This is a genomic window from Enterococcus avium ATCC 14025 (assembly GCF_000406965.1).
Taxonomy (GTDB): Bacteria; Bacillota; Bacilli; order Lactobacillales; family Enterococcaceae; genus Enterococcus_A; species Enterococcus_A avium.
This window is the reverse complement of record NZ_KE136367.1, coordinates 101,922-120,384: the sequence shown is the minus strand read 5'-3', so window position 1 is coordinate 120,384 and position 18,463 is coordinate 101,922. Positions and strand designations below refer to the sequence as shown.

Below are 18,463 nucleotides of genomic sequence, written 5' to 3'. Positions count from 1 at the left end.
CCTCTTTTAAAAAAAGTTTTCTTCTTTTAGACAAGTCACAGCCAGTGCTTGATTTGTCTAAGGGAAGAACGCCCTTAGCGTTGCAATGTTTTGTCAGGTTTTAAAAAGCGATAGGATGTGAAAAGAAAGTGACAGAAGAACAAAATGTCATTGAGATGCGCAATATCACCAAGCAATTTGGTACGTTTAAAGCGAATGACAACATCAATCTTCAGATTCGAAAGGGCGAGATTCACGCGCTTCTAGGTGAAAATGGCGCTGGAAAATCAACATTGATGAATGTCTTGTCTGGGCTATTACAGCCAACTTCTGGTGAGATTCTAATGGATGGTCAACCCGTCGATATCTCAAGCCCAACGAAAGCCAATCAATTAGGGATCGGAATGGTCCATCAGCATTTCATGTTAGTGGATGCCTTTACCGTCACAGAGAACATTATTTTAGGCAGCGAGCCGAAGAAAAACGGCATGCTGGACAAAAAGAAAGCTAAAGCTGAGATCGTGCGTTTATCTGAAGAATACGGGTTAAAAGTTGATCCAGACGCTTATATCCGTGACATTTCAGTGGGTATGCAGCAGCGGGTCGAAATTTTGAAAACCTTGTATCGTGGTGCGAATGTTCTGATTTTTGATGAACCAACGGCTGTATTGACACCGCAAGAAATTGATGAGCTGATTACGATTATGGAAGGCCTAATTAATGAGGGCAAATCGATTATTCTGATTACTCATAAGCTAGATGAAATCAAAAAAGTCGCGGATCGCTGTTCCGTTATTCGTCGAGGACAATACATAGGAACGGTCGACGTCAAAGATGTCAGCTCGCAGCAATTAGCGGATATGATGGTGGGACGTTCTGTTTCATTCAAAACAGATAAGGTACCAGCAACGCCAGGCGAAGTCGTTCTTTCAATTAAGAATCTTGTTGTAAAAGAAAGTCGCGGCTTAGAGGCAGTGAAGAATCTTTCGCTGGATGTCCATCGCGGGGAAGTTGTTGGAATTGCCGGAATCGATGGTAATGGACAGACAGAGCTGATCCAAGCTCTTACTGGTTTACGTAAAGTCGAAAGCGGAACAGTCACAATTAGCGGAAAAGATGTAACAGGCAAAGCGCCGCGTCATATTACTGAAACAGGCGTCGGACACGTGCCGGAAGACCGTCATAAATATGGTTTGATTTTACCGTTGCCATTATCGGAGAACATCGCGTTGCAATCATACTACCATGAACCATTTAGTAAAACGGGTATTTTGAACTACGGTGAGATTGATCGTTACGCGAAGCGCTTGATTGAAGAATACGATGTACGGACAACCAGTGAAAAAGCACCAGCGGCTTCACTATCAGGCGGGAATCAGCAAAAAGCGATTATCGCACGAGAAGTCGATCGTGATCCAGATCTGCTGATTGTATCACAGCCAACTCGTGGACTGGATGTTGGGGCGATCGAATATATCCACAAGCGTTTGGTTGAACAGCGCGACAAGCAAAAAGGCGTGCTATTAGTAAGCTTTGAGCTGGATGAAATTTTAAATGTCTCTGACCGTATCGCGGTTATTCATGCAGGGGAGATCGTTGGTATCGTAGATCCGAAAGAAACTTCTGAAAACGAGCTTGGGCTATTGATGGCCGGCTATAGTTTAGAAGAAGCGCGAGCAGAATTAGCAAAGGCTGGTGAGACAAATGAATGATCGCTCAGAAAGAATTAGAAATATTTTAGTACCGATTATTTCAGTTATTTTAGGATTTGTTCTTGGTGCTGTTTTGATGTTAGTATTTGGGTTTAACCCAATCGAAGGTTATAACGCAATGTTTAGCTCCGCATTCCAAAGCAAAATGTCTATCGGAGAAATTTTGGTTGGTGCGGGACCGTTAATCTTTACTGCGCTGGGGTTCTCAGTAGCCAATTCAGCTGGATTCTTTAACGTCGGGCTGTCTGGGCAAGCGCTCTGCGGCTGGGTCGCAAGTATCTGGGTCGCATTAAGCATGCCGGATTCACCGAAATTCGTTGTTTTGCCATTAGCGATCATCGCTGGTGCTTTAGCCGGAGCTGCGGCTGCAGCGATTCCTGGATTATTGCGTGCATTCTTTGGAACCAGTGAAGTTATCGTAACCATTATGATGAACTATGTGATTTTGTATGTAGCGAATCATATCGTTAATCATGTAATGTCACCAGATATCATTTCAAACAAGGGTGTAACTAAAGGTGTCGGCTTGAATGCGTCATTACGCGAACCTTGGTTAACAAACTTATTTGGCGGTTCGCGGGTCAACATGGGTATTATTTTAGCGTTAGTCTTCTTAGTGCTTGTGTGGTTCTTAATGAAACGAACAACGCTAGGGTTTGAAATTCGTTCCGTTGGTTTGAATCCTTTTGCCTCTGAATATGCAGGGATGAGTAGTAAACGCACGATCGTGATCTCCATGATCATTTCAGGTACCTTAGCTGGTCTTGGTGGTGTCGTTTATGGACTAGGAACATTTATGAATTACTTTGTTCAAGGAACATCAGTCAGCATAGGGTTTGACGGAATGGCGGTTTCACTGTTAGGAAACGGAAGCTCAGTGGGAATTTTACTCTCCGCACTGCTGTTCAGTATCTTGAAGCTCGGCGGACAAGGGATGCAGTTTTCAGGTATTCCAAGTGAATTAGCCAATAGTGTAATTCCGTTGATCATCTTCTTCGTAGCCATCAACTACATCGTACGTGTTGGTCTAGCAAAAGTCATGGGCGGTAAAAAAGAAGTTGCTACTGTCCAAGAAATAGAAAGTGCTCCGAACGAAGAATCTGAAAAAGGGGGCAAAGTCTGATGAATATGGATTTAGTAGCTTCAATTATTGCTCAGACACTTGTATATTCAGCACCGTTGATTTTAACGGCTTTAGGTGGCGTCTTTTCTGAACGCAGCGGGATCGTTAACGTTGGTTTGGAGGGAATCATGGTTGCAGGGGCGTTTAGTTCAGTGGTCTTTAACTTAGCTTTTGCCGATCAGTTTGGTGCAATGACTCCTTGGTTGGGTGTTTTAGTCGGTGGTTTAGCGGGGATGGCATTCTCCTTACTGCATGCTGTTGCGACAGTTAGCTTCCGTGCAGACCACATCATCAGTGGTACAGTAATGAACTTATTAGCACCGCCATTAGCGATTTTCTTGATCAAAGTGATTTATGGAAAAGGTCAAACAGACACGATCCAACAGCAATTTGGTTATTTTGATTTTCCAGGATTAAGTAAGATTCCTGTACTTGGTGATCTGTTCTTTAAAAATACAAGTTTGCCAGCATACTTTGCAATTTTGATTGCGGTACTTTCTTGGTTTGTGATCTTTAAAACGCGTTTTGGTTTGCGTTTACGTTCTGTCGGTGAAAATCCGCAGGCAGCTGATACTTTAGGAATCAATGTTTACGCATTACGTTACTCAGGTGTGTTGATTTCTGGTTTCCTTGGCGGAATGGGCGGGGCAGTCTTTGCACAATCCATCGCTGGACGCTTTGCACAAACAACCATCGCAGGTCAAGGGTTCATTTCACTAGCAGCGATGATCTTTGGTAAATGGAATCCATTAGGTGCGATGGGAGCTGCGATCTTCTTCGGATTCGCGCAAAACTTGAGTATCGCAGGATCAAACTTACCGATCATTTCACAAATTCCAGATGTGTATCTACAATCGGCACCATACGTCTTAACCATTGTGGTATTGGTCATTTTCTTAGGAAAAGCAGCAGCACCAAAAGCAGACGGTGTCAATTACATCAAATCAAAATAATTCTTTCGTTTTCAAAGGGTGGGGCTATGGGACAATGTTCTTAGTCGCGCCCTTTTTGCCAGTCCAACTTTCGCAGTTGCTCAAGGTCGGACTGGCAAAAATAAAATCTTAAAAGCAGGCATAAATACGCGAGGTTTAGTTGGATGGTATGCGTGATGAGGATCAAACTAACTTTTTCGCTTTTTGAAAAAGTTAATACCATAATGCGAATTAGCTGCGAATCAATTGTCCAAACGTATTATAGTAGTGGAATCGTATGCGTACGAAGATAGAATCATTTTTCATGGTTTTCGAAAAATGAATTCCGCTAAACTGAGCTAGTTGCCAGTCCAACTTTCGCAGTTGCTCAAAGTCGGACTGGCAAAAAAGTTAATCCTTTAAATCGAATTAGCTGGGTGTTTCATAATTTAGCAAGGCGTAGCTTTTATTTTACGGAACACTAAGAACCCAATATACTGGAGCTGTGGCAATTAGTTTAACAGCACAAAGGTTTTGTTAAATATATAAGTGGGATTCGTCTTACTTATTTTGATATAAATAAATAGAAAGAGGGAATAGAAATGTTTAAGCGCATTCACTTAGTCGTAATGGATTCAGTTGGTATTGGAGAAGCACCGGATGCTGAAAAATTTGGAGATGTCGGTTCAGATACTTTAGGTCATATTGCAGAAGAAGCTGGATTGAACATTCCGCATTTGGAACAGCTTGGTCTTGGAACGATTCGTCCACTGAAAGGTGTGAAGGATGTTGCGGAGCATGATGGCTATGCGACAAAATTGGAAGAAATCTCTGTTGGTAAGGACACAATGACAGGTCATTGGGAAATTGCTGGATTGAATATCCAAACACCTTTCCGCGTTTTTCCAGAAGGATTCCCACAAGAATTGCTTGATCAAATCTCTGAGTTTTCTGGTCGCGGAATTATCATGGGTGCCAACAAGCCTTATAGCGGAACTGAAGTTATCAAGGACTTTGGCGAAGAACAAATGAAGACTGGCGATTTGATTATCTACACGTCTGCTGACCCTGTATTACAGATTGCAGCACACGAAGAAATCATTCCGTTAGAAGAATTGTACAAAATTTGTCAATATGTTCGTGATATTACGAAGGACGATCCTTACATGATTGGTCGGATTATCGCACGTCCGTATGTTGGTGAACCAGGTAACTTCACACGTACTAGCAACCGTCACGACTATGCCCTTGATCCATTTGGTAAAACTGTTTTAGATTCATTAAAAGACAATGGTAAAGATGTGATTGCGGTTGGTAAAATCAACGATATCTTTAATGGCCAAGGAATTACGGATGCTGTTCGTACAAAGAGCAACATGGATGGCGTTGACAAGTTGTTAGAGGTAATGAAAAATGATTTTACTGGCTTGAGTTTTACGAATCTCGTTGATTTTGATGCTTTGTTTGGTCATCGTCGGGATGTTGTCGGCTATGCTCATGCGATTGAAGAATTTGATTTACGAATTCCAGAAATTTTAGATGCGATGCAAGACGACGATCTATTAATGATCACTGCTGACCACGGAAACGATCCAACATTTACTGGTACAGACCATACTCGTGAATATGTACCCTTATTGGTTTACAGCAAGAAAATGGCGGCACAAGGGAAATTACCGCAAGGCTACTATTCAGATATCGCTGCAACGATTGCTGAAAACTTTGACGTGCCAGCGACAGAAAATGGCGAAAGCTTCTTAAAATTATTGAAATAAAAAATATTCTATATAAGGAGACGTTTATGACAGACTTACAAGATAAAATTCAGCAAACAGCAAGCTATATTCAAGAAAAAGGAGTAGCAGATGTTGCATTTGGATTGATCCTAGGTTCAGGACTAGGTGAATTAGCAGAAGAAATTGAAAACCCTGTAGTGATCCCGTACAACGAAATTCCACATTTCCCTGTTTCAACAGTGGTTGGTCACGCGGGACAATTAGTCTATGGAAAATTGTCAGGAAAAAATGTATTAGCGATGCAAGGTCGCTTCCATTACTATGAAGGAAACCCAATGGATACAGTGACGTATCCTGTTCGTGTCATGGCAGCATTAGGCATTCATTCAGTGGTTGTGACAAATGCTGCAGGCGGCGTGAACGAAGGCTTCCAACCAGGGAATTTAATGCTGATCACCGACCATATCAATTTCATGGGCACTAATCCGTTAATCGGACCAAATGATGAAAACATGGGTCCACGCTTCCCAGATATGAGTGCAGCTTATACGAAAGAATACCAAGAAAAAGCGCGTGAAGTCGCAAATAAATTGGCTATCGATTTGCAAGAAGGAGTCTACATAGGCTTCACTGGACCAACTTATGAAACGCCAGCGGAAATTCGGATGGCTCGTACAATGGGCGCGGATGCTGTTGGAATGTCAACCGTACCGGAAGTCATCGTGGCGTCTCACAGTGGACTGAAGGTTCTAGGAATTTCTTGTATTACCAACTTAGCGGCGGGTATGCAGGCGAATTTAAACCACGCTGAAGTTGTGGAAACGACGGAACGTGTCAAAGAAGACTTCAAGAAATTAATCAAAGAAATCTTAGTGGTGTTATAATCGTATAGAAGTAAGTATATTATTGGGAGGAATACAATGAGCGTTCATATTGAAGCGAAACAAGGGGAGATCGCAGATAAAATTTTACTGCCGGGAGATCCGTTACGTGCGAAATTTATCGCGGAAAATTTTTTAGAAGATGCGAAATGCTATAACAATGTACGAGGCATGTTAGGCTACACAGGAACTTATAAGGGTGAACGTGTGTCTGTACAAGGTACTGGGATGGGCATGCCTTCTGCTGGTATTTACGCACAAGAACTGATCCAATCTTATGGCGTGAAAAAATTGATTCGTGTGGGAACCTGCGGTGCGTTGTCTAAAGATGTTCACGTGCGTGATTTGATCATTGCTCAAGGAGCGGTGACAAGTTCTTCAATGGTGAAAAAACATTTTCCAGATTTCCACTTTGCACCGATTGCTGATTTTGATCTGATGATGAAATCTTATAAAGTGGCGATGGAAAAAGGCTTTACTACTCATGTTGGGAATGTATTGTCAGAAGATACCTTCTACAAAGATGATTTAGCACCAACCTTCAAATTAGCGGAATATGGTGTCTTAGGTGTTGAGATGGAAGCTGCAATCTTGTATTACTTAGGCGCGAAATTCCATGTTCAAACCTTGGGCATTATGACGGTTAGCGATCACATGGTGACAGGTGAAGAAACCACTTCAGAAGAACGTCAAAATACCTTTAAAGATATGATGTATGTAGGGTTGGAAACGTTGATTGCAAAATAAGATCTTAATCGCTCTTCATTCGTGAAGGGCGGTTTTTCGTGTATTTTAAGAATACTAGGTATAATAGAAGAAATGCTTAGTAGGAGGAATAAGATGAAAGTAGTTGTACGCAAACGCACAGTCGGTAATATTCCTTTGCTTGAAGTCGTCGCAGAAGACAAAATTTATGAACCGCTGCCGCTGATTATTTATTATCATGGCTGGCAAACGGCAAAAGAATTAGTGCTGACTCAAGGTCGAAAATTAGCAGCGAAGAACTTCCGTGTACTATTGCCGGATGCAGCGAATCATGGTGAACGTAAGACGAAAACTTCGGAGATTCCTTCCCTGACTTTTTGGGATAGTATCCAAACAAATTTGTACGAGTTCGGTTTTTTGGTGGATTATTTTGAAAATCTTGGATTGGTCATGGGGAAAATTGGCGTTGGCGGGATTTCGATGGGCGGGATTACCACCTGCATGCTATTAACTCAACATCCGGAAATCAATGTAGCTGCTTGTGTAATGGGTTCACCGGCTCCGATCAAGTATCGCGAACGAATCGCTATGCATGCTGGCGAATTAGGATTCTATTTACCGAAGGATTATCGGCAACTGACTTCGTGGTTAGAAGCATATGATTTATCCTTAGCTCCGGAAAAAGTTGCGGGGCGTCCTTTATTCTTTTGGCATGGAACAGAAGATGAAAAGGTGCCTTATCAACATACCGCTGATTTTATTAAAGCGAATTCGCAAGACAATATTACCTTTGTCAGCGCGGAGGAACGGCACTTTGTTCAGATTGCCACGATGGATCAGATTACGGAATTTTTTGCGGATAACTTAGGTATATCTGAGCGAACTTAGTTCCATTCTGGAAAACTTTAGTTTATGCTTATTGGATAGAAGTGAACAGTAGGAGGAAAGTTAAATGGAGAATTTTGATTTTCATGTAACGACGGATATTCGTTTTGGTAAAGATCGCTTGGCCGAATTGCCGGAAGTATTAAATCAATACGGCAAAAAGGTCTTGATTGTGTATGGTGGAGGCAGTATCAAAAAGATCGGTTTATACGATAAAGTGATGGAGCAGCTGAAGGCGAACGGCAACGAAGTCTTTGAATTAGCCGGTGTTGAACCAAACCCACGAGTAGAAACAGTACGTCGTGGTGCAGAGATTTGTCGTAAAGAAAATGTTGACGTGATTTTAGCAGTCGGTGGCGGTTCAACGATTGACTGTGCGAAGGTCGTCGCGGCGGCGACTAAATTTGAAGGAGATGCTTGGGATTTAGTCTTGCAGCGTCGAAAATATCAAGGTGGCGCATTACCATTAGTGACGATTTTGACATTAGCTGCAACTGGTAGTGAAATGAACAGCGGTGCAGTAATCTCAAATCTTGCCACTCATCAAAAATTAGGCACTGGAAGCAAATCAATGCTTCCAAAGGTTTCTTTCTTAGATCCACAGAATACTTTTAGCGTAAACAAGTATCAAACAGCGGCAGGCTCGGCTGATATCATGAGTCACTTGATCGAAAATTATTTCAAACGGACAGAAGGAACCGATGTCCAAGATTCTGTTTCTGAAGGCTTGATGCGTTCAGTGATCAAAAATTGTCCGATCGCGTTGAAGTATCCTGATGATTACGATGCCCGGGCGAACCTGATGTGGGCAAGTACCTTAGCCTTGAACGGCTTAACTGGCAGCGGCAAACCCGGCGCATGGTCTTGTCATCCAATGGAACATGAATTGAGTGCCTTTTATGATATTACTCATGGTGTTGGTTTAGCAATCTTAACACCGCGTTGGATGGAATATGCTCTGAATGATGAAACAGTCGATAAATTTGCCAGCTTTGCATGGAATGTCTGGAACGTTGAAGAAAAAGTTCCAATGTTGGCGGCTCGTATCGGAATTCAAAAGTTATATGATTACTTCAAGGCCTGCGGTATTCCGATGACCTTGCCAGAAGTTGGCATCAATGAGGAGAAATTCGATGAAATGGCGAAACAAGCGGTAGCTCATAGCACGATTAAGACCGATGCGTTTGTGCCATTGGACGAAGCAGCGGTGAAGGAAATCTTTACAGCTTGCTTAACAGAAAGCAGTTTTGAATAATTCCATTAGACTGAAAAACGGCGACTCATGACGAGTCGCCGTTTTTGTTTGGCATGATAAAATGTAAAATTCGTGCAAGTGTTTTCCGCAGAATTTCTGTAACTTTAGGGTGAGACAGTAAATAAGTAATAAAGCCGCTGCCAGCAACTAAGAGAATTAAATGAAGCAGAGGATTTTTTTCAAATTGTGTAAATTCTACTAATGGCGCCACTAGATAAACATGAAGCAGGTAGATAGCCAAGGTTCGTTGTCCCCATGCTGTGAAAAAATGAGGTTTATTATTAACGAGGGCCAAAAAGACGAAAATAAAGGCAAAGCCAATTCCGTATAAAAAGACGATCGTCAGTAAATTTTGCAGTAAAGGAACGGGAAAGAACGCATATGCACGATCTCGCCATAAAAGTTCCGGCGGCAAATTATTCTTGGTCCAAAGATAAGCGTTAATAATTCCAAAAATAATAATTCCAAAACTGATTGCTCTTCGAAAAGGAATCTTGCGGATTCGAGCGACGTGTTCGGGAGTCGTATAATACCCCGCTAAAAAATAAGGCAGAAAGCCTAAGGTTCGTGCCATTGCCATATAGGTCCCAAATTCGGTCAGAAAACCGGAGAAAATTCCGATAATAAAACTTAAAATTAAGATTCTCCGTACTTTTACGAGGTCAGGTAGCAATAAACGCCAGATAAACATACAATATAAATACCAAAGGGTCCAGCCTGGACTTAAGATCATGAACTGGTCGATCTTGCCGATGGCCAGCATGATCAGAGTCAAAATTAAATTTAATAGCAGATAAGGGACAAGGAAGGTTTCCACAGCTGTGGAGCGACCTTTTTTAAGATTTTTTGAGAAATAACCGGAAATAAAGATAAAAACCGGCATATGGAAAAGGTAGATGAAGACGTAGAGAAACTCACCGACCTTGTTATCTAAACGAAAATATTCCAACGCGTGTCCTAAGACCACGAGCAAAATCAGGATGCCGCGAATATTATCGTAAAGGTATTCACGATTTTGTTTTGTGATTGTGGACACCTCCTTCAGATTCCGTTATGCTTAAGAAGCAGACTGCGATAGTCCACCGTGTCTATTGTAGCATGAAACGTCGAGTTCTATGCGATTATGTGGGAATTATTTGGAGGATAAAGCGATGCGCTATTCAGCAAAATTAGTAAAGAATGTTTTTAAAGTCATCAATATGAAAAAGCTTGTGGGAGCAACAATGGTAGATCCGCCAAAACGTCGGCGTCTAATTAGCCGTCAACTTTCGCAAACAGATATCCCGCAAAAAATCGCTGAAATCGATGGACATCAATTAATCACGTTATTTCCAGGTCATCCTACGAGACGTCATGTGTTTTATCTACATGGCGGAGGGTATGCGCTAGAAGCATCGCCATTTCATAAAGAAATTCAAGAGCGTTTTGTGAAACGCTATAATTTAAAAGTAAGCTATTTCGATTATCCCTTAGCACCTGAGAATACGGCAGAAAAGACGGTACCTCTAACGGAGCTGGCCTTTCGCCAGTTGGCGTACTTATATCCAGATGACTGCTTTTTCCTATTTGGTGATTCTGCTGGCGGCGGATTAGCGATGAGTCTGGCACAGCACCTACGGAATATTGATCTGCCGAAGCGGCCAAAGAAAATCGCCTTAGCCTCACCATGGTTAGATGCGTCATTGAGTGACCCGCGTTCTCAGGAATTGCAGAAAAAGGATGTTTTATTAGAAAAAGACTTGTTGGCGGAAGCTGGCGAAAATTATGCAGGGGAATTACCGTTGACCGATCCGATGGTTTCGCCGATTTATGGTAATTTTGATCAGCTTGGGGAACTTCTGGTCGTTGCTGGCACTGATGAAATTTTATATCCTGACGTACTGCGGCTGCAGGATCGCATTAAACGCAGTCAAGGAACCACGATGCGTCTAGAGGTTGTGGAAGGAATGATGCATGATTTTGTCGTTTATCCATTAAAAGAATCACTCCCATACGTTGATCAAATTGGTGAATTTTATCAATAATGAGCTAGAAAACAACTTAACCAGATAAAGGAGGGGAAGGATGGCACAAAAAACAAAACAGCGCGCTCCTTGGCAGCAGAAAGTTATTCAAATGGCACCAGCCATTGGCCTAGCTGCCTTTATTATTATATTGATCTACATTAGACATTCTGGAATTTTTAGTTCTGTCGCTGATTTGCAGCATTTTATCAAGAATTTTGGTAACTTTGCTATTGCAGCCTTTATCGTTGTGCAGGCCATCCAGCCGATTGTACCTTTCTTACCTGGCGGGTTTGCTACGATTGTTGGAATGCTGATGTTTGGTAATATTCCAGGAGTTTTGTATAGTTATATAGGATTGGTGATTGGAGAAGTCGGATTGTTTCTATTGGTTCGCCGTTTTGGTTCGAGATTTGCTCGGCTCGTCCTGTCTGAGAAAAATTTTGAGAAATTTGAGACGACGTTGCAAGACCATACTCAAGACATCAAAAAGCTATTGATTGTTTGTTTTATATTTCCATTTTTGCCAGATGACCTAACCTGTCTGGTTGCGGGAATGACGGATCTCTCTTTTCGGGAGTATCTGAAGATCGTATTGATTTTTAAAATCTGGTCGGTGGCTTCCTACGGCTATTTCTGTTTATTCGTCTTAAATAAAACATTCGCTGGTCTTTAAAATTAGAATCGAAACAAGCAAGGGACTGATTTTATCGAATCAGTTCCTTCATTATTGATTTAAAATGAATAGGAGAGAAAATGAAATGATTCGTTACGGTATTTTAAGTACAGCTCAAGTTGTTCCACGTTTTGTGGCAGGAGTGAAGGAAAGTCAAGGTGGTACAGTAACGGCAATTGCATCTCGTGAAATCAAAAAGGCCCAGAAAATGGCTCAAGAGTTAGACATTCCACAAGCTTATGGCAGTTACGAGGAGCTTTGTCAAAGTGAAGATGTGGATATTGTTTATGTGGCGGTCTACAACAAGGGGCACTATGACGCCGCAAAATTAGCATTGTTGAATAATAAACATGTTCTATTAGAAAAGCCTTTTACTATGACGCTGGCTCAGGCGGAGGAATTATTTGCGCTGGCTAAAGAACGCAATTTATTTTTAATGGAGGCGCAAAAGGCGCTATTCCTGCCAATCACCAAACAAATTCAGCAGGTGATTCAAAAAGGAAAAATCGGAACGCTGCGCTGGTTAGATTCAGTAACAGCCTATCCCAACATTGATCATATTTCGTGGTTCCGTGATTTAAGTGCGGGCGGTGGTGTTTTTCGAGGAGCCGGAACGTATCCGTTAGAATACATGCAGCATTTATTAGGGGCTTCACCTGAGGAATTCAAAGGAACGCTGACTTTTCCAGAAGGACAATCTGACGCGCAAGCGCAGGTAACTTTGAATTTTCCAAACGGTGTGATTGGTACGATCTTTTTGACTGTCGATCTAGATCTATCAAAGCGAATGATTATTTACGGAGAAAAGGGAAAAATCATTATTCCTGATTTTTGGAAAACAGATACAGCTGAAATTCATTATAATGATGGGCAAAAAGAAACGCTTCACAGTAATCAACACAGTGAGTTTGTTTTTGAAGTCGATCATGTGAATGCTTGTCTGGAGCAAGGATTACTGGAAAGTCCAATTGTCACCAAAGAATTGACCTTGAAAACAGTGGCGATCACGGAAGCAATTTATAAGAACTATCAAAAATGATTGTCAAAGACTAAGCGGATGTGCTATAGTTTGTCTCATGCGACGAGTCGAGTGGATCTGAAAGATTGATCCTTCGATACCAGAGGCACACGACGCAAGTCACCTGTCGGATTTCAGGGTGTCGGAAAGAAGCTTAGTGGACGAAGAACCTTTCTATCAATTATTTGGTACTGGGAGAACCCCTCTTAGAATTTTATTCTAAGAGGGGTTTTTTGCGAGTTACGCTTTTCGCAGTTTAATAAGAAAAGAGCATTGATCTCAGATTTTGAACAAGTAAATAGTAGTGGTGTTTAGCGGAATCGTATGCGTGGCGAGAATAAAACTCATTTTCCTGGTTTTTAGGAAAATGAATACATTATGACTGAGCTAGTTGTCAGTTATGCTTTTCGCAGTTTGTTAATTGATGAGATGTATCTATGCTTTCTAGCATAAATAGTAGATAAGCTGTTTAGCATAATGATATGCGAAACGAAAATAAAACTCATTTTCTCGATTTTTTGAGAAAATGATTTCCTATAGAAAGAAAAACTAAATTAACGATGAAAGAATCCCTTGACCTTTACGTTACGTCAAGGTGTAAGATGTTCTTGTCAGGAGGTACAAAATGAACTATACAGTGAAACAAATGGCGGAAATTTCAGGTGTCAGTGCACGGACGCTGCGATTTTATGATGAGCGCTCATTATTAAAGCCAGCTTTTTTAAGTGAGGCAGGCTATAGGATGTATACCGAAAAAGAAATTGATCGGCTGCAACAGATTCTTTTGTACCGCTCGATGGGGATTCCATTGAAAACAATTAAGGAATTAGTGGACCGACCTGACGAAAAAGTCGCGGATACGTTGATTCAGCAAAAAATCCAATTGGAGCAAAAGCGCCAAGAACTTGATCAGCTGCTGGAAACAATCGATAAGACCTTGCGTTACTATAAGGGAGAAATAATTATGACGAATAAAGAAAAATTTGAAGCCTTCAAACAAGAAAAGCTCACAGAAAATGAAGCAAAATACGGACAAGAAATCCGTGAAAAATATGGAGAAGAAACAGTCGAGGCCTCGAATCAAAAATGGCAAAATATGAGTGAGGCCGATTATCAAAAAATGCAGGCAACAGAAGCTGCGCTAACTGAGAAATTGAGTAACTATTTGACAGAAGAGACACCGTCTTTGGCTAAAGAAATTTATCAGTTGCATAAAGAGTGGCTGAGCTTCAGCTGGAAAGCCTACTCCGGTGAAGCTCATAAGGGATTGGCTGAGATGTATTTAGCTGACGAACGTTTCACTCAATATTATGACGAAAAAAGCGGGGCAGGAGCAACAGAAGCGTTGGTGCAAATCATTCAGACATATGCGTAAAAAAATCGAGCTGCGGCTCGATTTTTTTATTGTTTTCAATGTACCTATCCTGTATCGACCAATTAAGAGGCAAAACGTATTCGATTTGTTTTATAAGGGTGTTCTATTAAATAGAAAAATCAATAGATCTATCGCTTTTTGTCTTTTTTAAATAACTAAAATATTTTTAGATAAAATAAAGTACATTGGTTAGTGCAACACTCTTTTGTAAATTATTTTTAATTTTCTTAATGTGACAATCGTTAATTCAGAATTGCTTAAAAGCACTATTGATAGCAAAAAATGAGTAACCAAGCCGTTTATTCATGTTTTTGTCAGTTTAATAATAAATATTCGACTTTATATGTCTAATATACTTAATCGATAATCAACTAAATGAATGTTATAAATTTTAATGAAAACTAAAGTAAAGTGATTTAATAACCGTTTGTTGATGACTGCTGCAAAAAATACGGGCTAAATATTCGTGTTTTTTGCAGTTATAAATAACTTAAATACAATTATTTTGTAATTTGCGGAACTTTTTTTTGTCTTATAAAATAATGGCGAAGGGATAGCTTGGGATAAAGGGGGTAAGGGTATGCATGGGAGAAAAAAGAGGGTTCTTATTTTAATTGGGGGAATCTTTTTAAGTTTGATAGGTTTAATGGGTGCAAGCTCACGAACAATTGCGGAAAACGACGCGAGTGTATTGATTGAAGAGTCATTTTTGAAGGTTTCCTACAAAACAGAACGGACAGATAAGGAAAATCTCTTTCATATTAAGTTAAGCCGCGAGGGGAAAAGTGAACAACAGCAAAATCGCTTAAAACTAAAAATAGTGACGGAAAAAGAAAAAGTCATTGATTACCCTGTAGTCGACGGAATGGAAGAAAAAGAGGGATGGCTGATTGAAAAAGATTTTACACATTCACAAGAGCGTGAACTCACGATCGCGGTCCCTAAGAAACAGGAAAAGCTTCAAATGTATCTCGAATTAAATGAACAAAATACAGAAAAAAATCAGAAGGAACAAGCAGGAGCCGAAGCTGATACTGATACTGATATATTGGAATTAAGTGACCCTCTCTGGTTAAAAGTAGAACAAGAAGCTACGAAAAAAGCTCCAAAAAAATCAGTACCTGAAGACAACGAGGGGAATCAAACTACTGAAGCTGAAGGTAGTTTTTCACTTTATTCGGAACAAAATAGTTTTTCAAAAGCCATTGATTTACCAGCGTTGACAAACGCTAGAAACTTGGCTCGGACCAATTCATATACCAATAAAGAACCAAGCTATAAGACAGACAATGGAAAATATCCACAATATTCTTGGCAGCCAACCGGTCAGACGAATGTGATCAATCATCAAGGCGGAAAGGATAATACAGCCGCTAATGTTTGGGATGGACTTCAAAGTTGGAACACGTCTACAGATAATTATACAAATTCTTATATTTATTACGGCGTTGGCGGAAAAGAGAAAGGGGATATTGCACTAAGGAAATATGCGACTGAAACAACCAAGAAGGATGAGTTTAACGTAAAGTTGAATGTCCGAGGAGACTCGCTTACCAGACCTGGTGTTGATGTGATGTTTGTATTGGATAACTCTGCATCAATGACCTTTACTCAACCGGAATACAAAATTGGTGGAAGACTGCGAAAAGATGTTTCAGTAGATTCTTTGAGTCATTTAATTACTCAGTTTAAAAACAATGTTCCTGACAATGGGTATCTAAGGATCGGCAGTGTTGTATTTGGCACGAATGTGATCAGTACATCTAATTTGTCATCACGGTACAGTGATTGGGATCAGTTAGTGACAAATTATCGCAATGCTAGTACGCAAAACCACCAGACCTATACGCAAGGTGGATTGATTGAAGCACAAAAAAGACTGTTAGCAGATAATAATGGACGAAGAAAGTTTCTCTTTCTTTTAACTGATGGAGCCCCAAATAGAAGCAAGGACCCGTTAGCAGGCAAAAGGGATACGGCAATTTTTCCTTCCAAAGTAAGAATTACTCAGTATAAACCACTGTCTTCAGGACAAACGGATGGAAATGCAGGAGTGACACTCGGTTCGAATGGAGCGACCTCACTTTATGTGCTGTACAATGGACTGGAGCCTCCTGCTGTGGATAGAAGGTTTAGAATTACTAATATTGAAGATCCTGGAAATGTTAACAATAGACTCCTAATCGAATCTCATTTAGATATGGCAAATTCTCAAGCGGCAGATTTAAGAGACAAAGGGATTGAAATTCAAGCGATCGCCATGGGAGCCTATGGTGGGGCTGGAGAATTCCATAGCGCGGAAGTACTAGTAAAGGGACTTTACAAAATGACTACTCAAAGAGCTAATACTACTGGTAATTCAGAAAAAGATTACTATTTCTACCAAGCACAAAATCTAACTGATTTTGAAAAATCCTTCCGGGAATGGTTTGAATCGACGCTTATGACTGTTGAACAAGGTGTGATTGAAGATCCGTTGGGAGATATGGTGGAATTAGTGGGAACGCCTGTTGTATCGGATATTTCATTAAGAAATAGATTAGGCACAAAAGCGATTGATGCAGACAAAATGGCAAGGGTTGACAGCTCTGATCCAAGGAAGATAAAAGTAACAAATATCAATCTTTATGGGAATCAGGAAATTGAAATAAACTACAAAATCCGCTTGAAAACGGAGGCATCAAGCTTTACTTCCGGAAGTTGGTACCCAGCCAACGGGAAAACCGTATTACACTCTATGCCCAATCGTACAGAGGACAAATTAGATTTTGGTGTTCCATCTGTTCGAGCGTTCAATGAAGATTTTGTTATTCCAGTAAAAAAAGTTTGGTCAGATGATGAAAATAATCGTTGGAAAATGCGTCGAGAGATAACGGCTGTTTTACAAAGAAAAGACGGAACTCAATGGGTCAATTTACACGAAGTCCATTTGAACGAAGAAAATAGTTGGGCAGCTCGCTTCCCAGCAGTTTCTGGAAATCCTATTATCGAGTATCGAATTATTGAAAGAATTGGAGATAAGAATAGAGTACCGAGTTATGCCAATCCAACTTACAGTCAGGAGAGTTTTACGTCTAGTAATCTAGACCCAGCAGGAATAACTATCACGAATCGATTGCTGACTACTGATTTTTCATTTAAGAAAGTAATGAAAAATGGGCAACCTTTTACTGGTGCAGATGACAAACGACCGAGATTTACTTTGACAGAAACGTTAACAGGTATAGTAGTTGCAAGTGATGTTATCCCAGATAATGGAGGGGTCGTTAATTTTACTAATCTTCCTACGGGTCTCTATCAAGTAAGTGAAACATTTGTTCCAGAGGGATTCAAAAAGTGTGATGATTTCACATTTACAGTGGCAGAGAGGTCGGATGGTGCGGCAGTTATTGCTGATTCACCCAATAAAACGATCATTAATGAATTAAATAAGTTCAGACTAACTGTTATTAAGACTGATGAACAAGGAAATGAAATCGAAGGTGCGGCATTTCGTCTGAAAAATTCATCAGGAGCGTACAACGAAACGATTTCTTCTGGTTCAACCTTTGTATTCACAGACATACAGCCAGGTGTTTATTATCTTAAAGAACTCACAGCTCCAAATGGTTATACTGGTTTAGAGGAAGAAATTACCATTGACATTTTTGACAACGGTGTGGTGTCATTTGACGATCATCCGTGGGTAACTAACACCGTTATACTAGATGAAGACGAGAATCAAATCACAATAAAAGTAAAAAATTATCATCGAATAGGAATCTTGCCAAGAACAGGCAGTTTTGCCAATAGAACCTTCATTCTATTTTCTGCCATGTGCTTTATTACAGGTGTTGGATTATTCATACTCTATCTATATATTAATAGGAGGAGAGGATAATTAGCCAGCGGCTCAGAAACAAAATGAAAAAATAATAGGGAGCTATACGCGGAAATTCAAGGATAATAAAAGCCGGGATCAAATCAGCAATCTGATTTTGATTTCGGCTTTTTAACTATGTATCTAAACGTGAAAGCTAACTCCGAATTAGGGAAGAATTTTTTCGAAAGAAGCGAAAGCGTTCATTAGATTGTCGTCGCGCATACGATTCTACTAACCTGCTAAAAGTAGGAAGAAGAACTCGCAGCTAACGCCGGATTAAGGAAACATTTTTCAAAATCCGTGAAAAATGTAGGAATTGTCGTCGCGCATACGATTCTACTA

14 protein-coding genes are annotated in these 18,463 nt (G+C 40.5%); 13 read left to right on the top strand and 1 reads right to left on the bottom strand.

What is annotated here, in order from left to right:
• Positions 1–155: 155 nt before the first annotated feature.
• The 8 genes from OMU_RS19910 (at position 156) to OMU_RS19875 (ending at position 9,187) form a co-directional block, all read left to right on the top strand.
• Positions 156–1,691, top strand: a complete 1,536-nt coding sequence (locus OMU_RS19910) for an ABC transporter ATP-binding protein (protein WP_172702342.1) — start codon at positions 156–158, stop codon at positions 1,689–1,691.
• Positions 1,684–2,814 carry an ABC transporter permease gene (locus tag OMU_RS19905; RefSeq protein WP_016181658.1) on the top strand — a complete coding sequence of 377 codons (1,131 nt, stop codon included), beginning with the start codon at positions 1,684–1,686 and terminating at the stop codon, positions 2,812–2,814. Before OMU_RS19910 ends, OMU_RS19905 begins: the two co-directional genes overlap by 8 nt.
• Positions 2,814–3,767, top strand: a complete 954-nt coding sequence (locus OMU_RS19900) for an ABC transporter permease (RefSeq protein WP_016181657.1) — start codon at positions 2,814–2,816, stop codon at positions 3,765–3,767. The genes OMU_RS19905 and OMU_RS19900 overlap by 1 nt, the downstream gene beginning before the upstream one ends.
• 560 nt (positions 3,768–4,327) lie before the next feature.
• On the top strand, positions 4,328–5,500 hold the full coding sequence (deoB, locus tag OMU_RS19895) for a phosphopentomutase (RefSeq protein WP_016181656.1): 1,173 nt from the start codon (positions 4,328–4,330) through the stop codon (positions 5,498–5,500).
• A gap of 26 nt (positions 5,501–5,526) precedes the next feature.
• Positions 5,527–6,345 (top strand): purine-nucleoside phosphorylase, encoded by an 819-nt coding sequence (locus OMU_RS19890; RefSeq protein ID WP_016181655.1) that lies wholly within the window; start codon positions 5,527–5,529, stop codon positions 6,343–6,345.
• 36 nt (positions 6,346–6,381) lie between these two features.
• A complete protein-coding gene (deoD, locus tag OMU_RS19885; RefSeq protein ID WP_016181654.1) occupies positions 6,382–7,089 on the top strand; it encodes a purine-nucleoside phosphorylase in 708 nt (235 codons plus the stop codon).
• 93 nt (positions 7,090–7,182) lie between these two features.
• Positions 7,183–7,935 (top strand): alpha/beta fold hydrolase, encoded by a 753-nt coding sequence (locus OMU_RS19880; protein WP_016181653.1) that lies wholly within the window; start codon positions 7,183–7,185, stop codon positions 7,933–7,935.
• Between the two features lie 64 nt (positions 7,936–7,999).
• On the top strand, positions 8,000–9,187 hold the full coding sequence (locus tag OMU_RS19875; protein ID WP_016181652.1) for an iron-containing alcohol dehydrogenase: 1,188 nt from the start codon (positions 8,000–8,002) through the stop codon (positions 9,185–9,187).
• Positions 9,188–9,212: 25 nt separating this feature from the next.
• Here the strand turns inward: OMU_RS19875 and OMU_RS19870 are convergent, their stop codons facing one another.
• Positions 9,213–10,223, bottom strand: a complete 1,011-nt coding sequence (locus tag OMU_RS19870) for an acyltransferase family protein (RefSeq protein ID WP_016181651.1) — start codon at positions 10,221–10,223, stop codon at positions 9,213–9,215.
• Between the two features lie 115 nt (positions 10,224–10,338).
• Here OMU_RS19870 and OMU_RS19865 point away from each other — a divergent pair, with 115 nt between their 5' ends.
• The 5 genes from OMU_RS19865 to OMU_RS19845 all read left to right on the top strand — a co-directional run bounded on the left by OMU_RS19865 (position 10,339) and on the right by OMU_RS19845 (position 18,139).
• The gene (locus tag OMU_RS19865) at positions 10,339–11,211 is read left to right on the top strand and encodes an alpha/beta hydrolase fold domain-containing protein (RefSeq protein WP_016181650.1); all 873 of its coding nucleotides are present in this window, start codon (positions 10,339–10,341) and stop codon (positions 11,209–11,211) included.
• 40 nt (positions 11,212–11,251) lie between these two features.
• Positions 11,252–11,866, top strand: coding sequence for a TVP38/TMEM64 family protein (locus OMU_RS19860; RefSeq protein WP_016181649.1), 615 nt, complete (start codon positions 11,252–11,254; stop codon positions 11,864–11,866).
• 85 nt (positions 11,867–11,951) lie between these two features.
• The gene (locus OMU_RS19855; protein WP_016181648.1) at positions 11,952–12,905 is read left to right on the top strand and encodes a Gfo/Idh/MocA family protein; all 954 of its coding nucleotides are present in this window, start codon (positions 11,952–11,954) and stop codon (positions 12,903–12,905) included.
• A 604-nt stretch (positions 12,906–13,509) separates the two neighbouring features.
• Positions 13,510–14,259: a MerR family transcriptional regulator gene (locus OMU_RS19850; protein WP_016181647.1), complete on the top strand. Its 750-nt coding sequence runs from the start codon at positions 13,510–13,512 to the stop codon at positions 14,257–14,259.
• Between the two features lie 580 nt (positions 14,260–14,839).
• Entirely contained in the window at positions 14,840–18,139 is a 3,300-nt protein-coding gene (locus OMU_RS19845; protein WP_016181646.1) for a vWA domain-containing protein, read from the top strand.
• Positions 18,140–18,463: the final 324 nt, after the last annotated feature.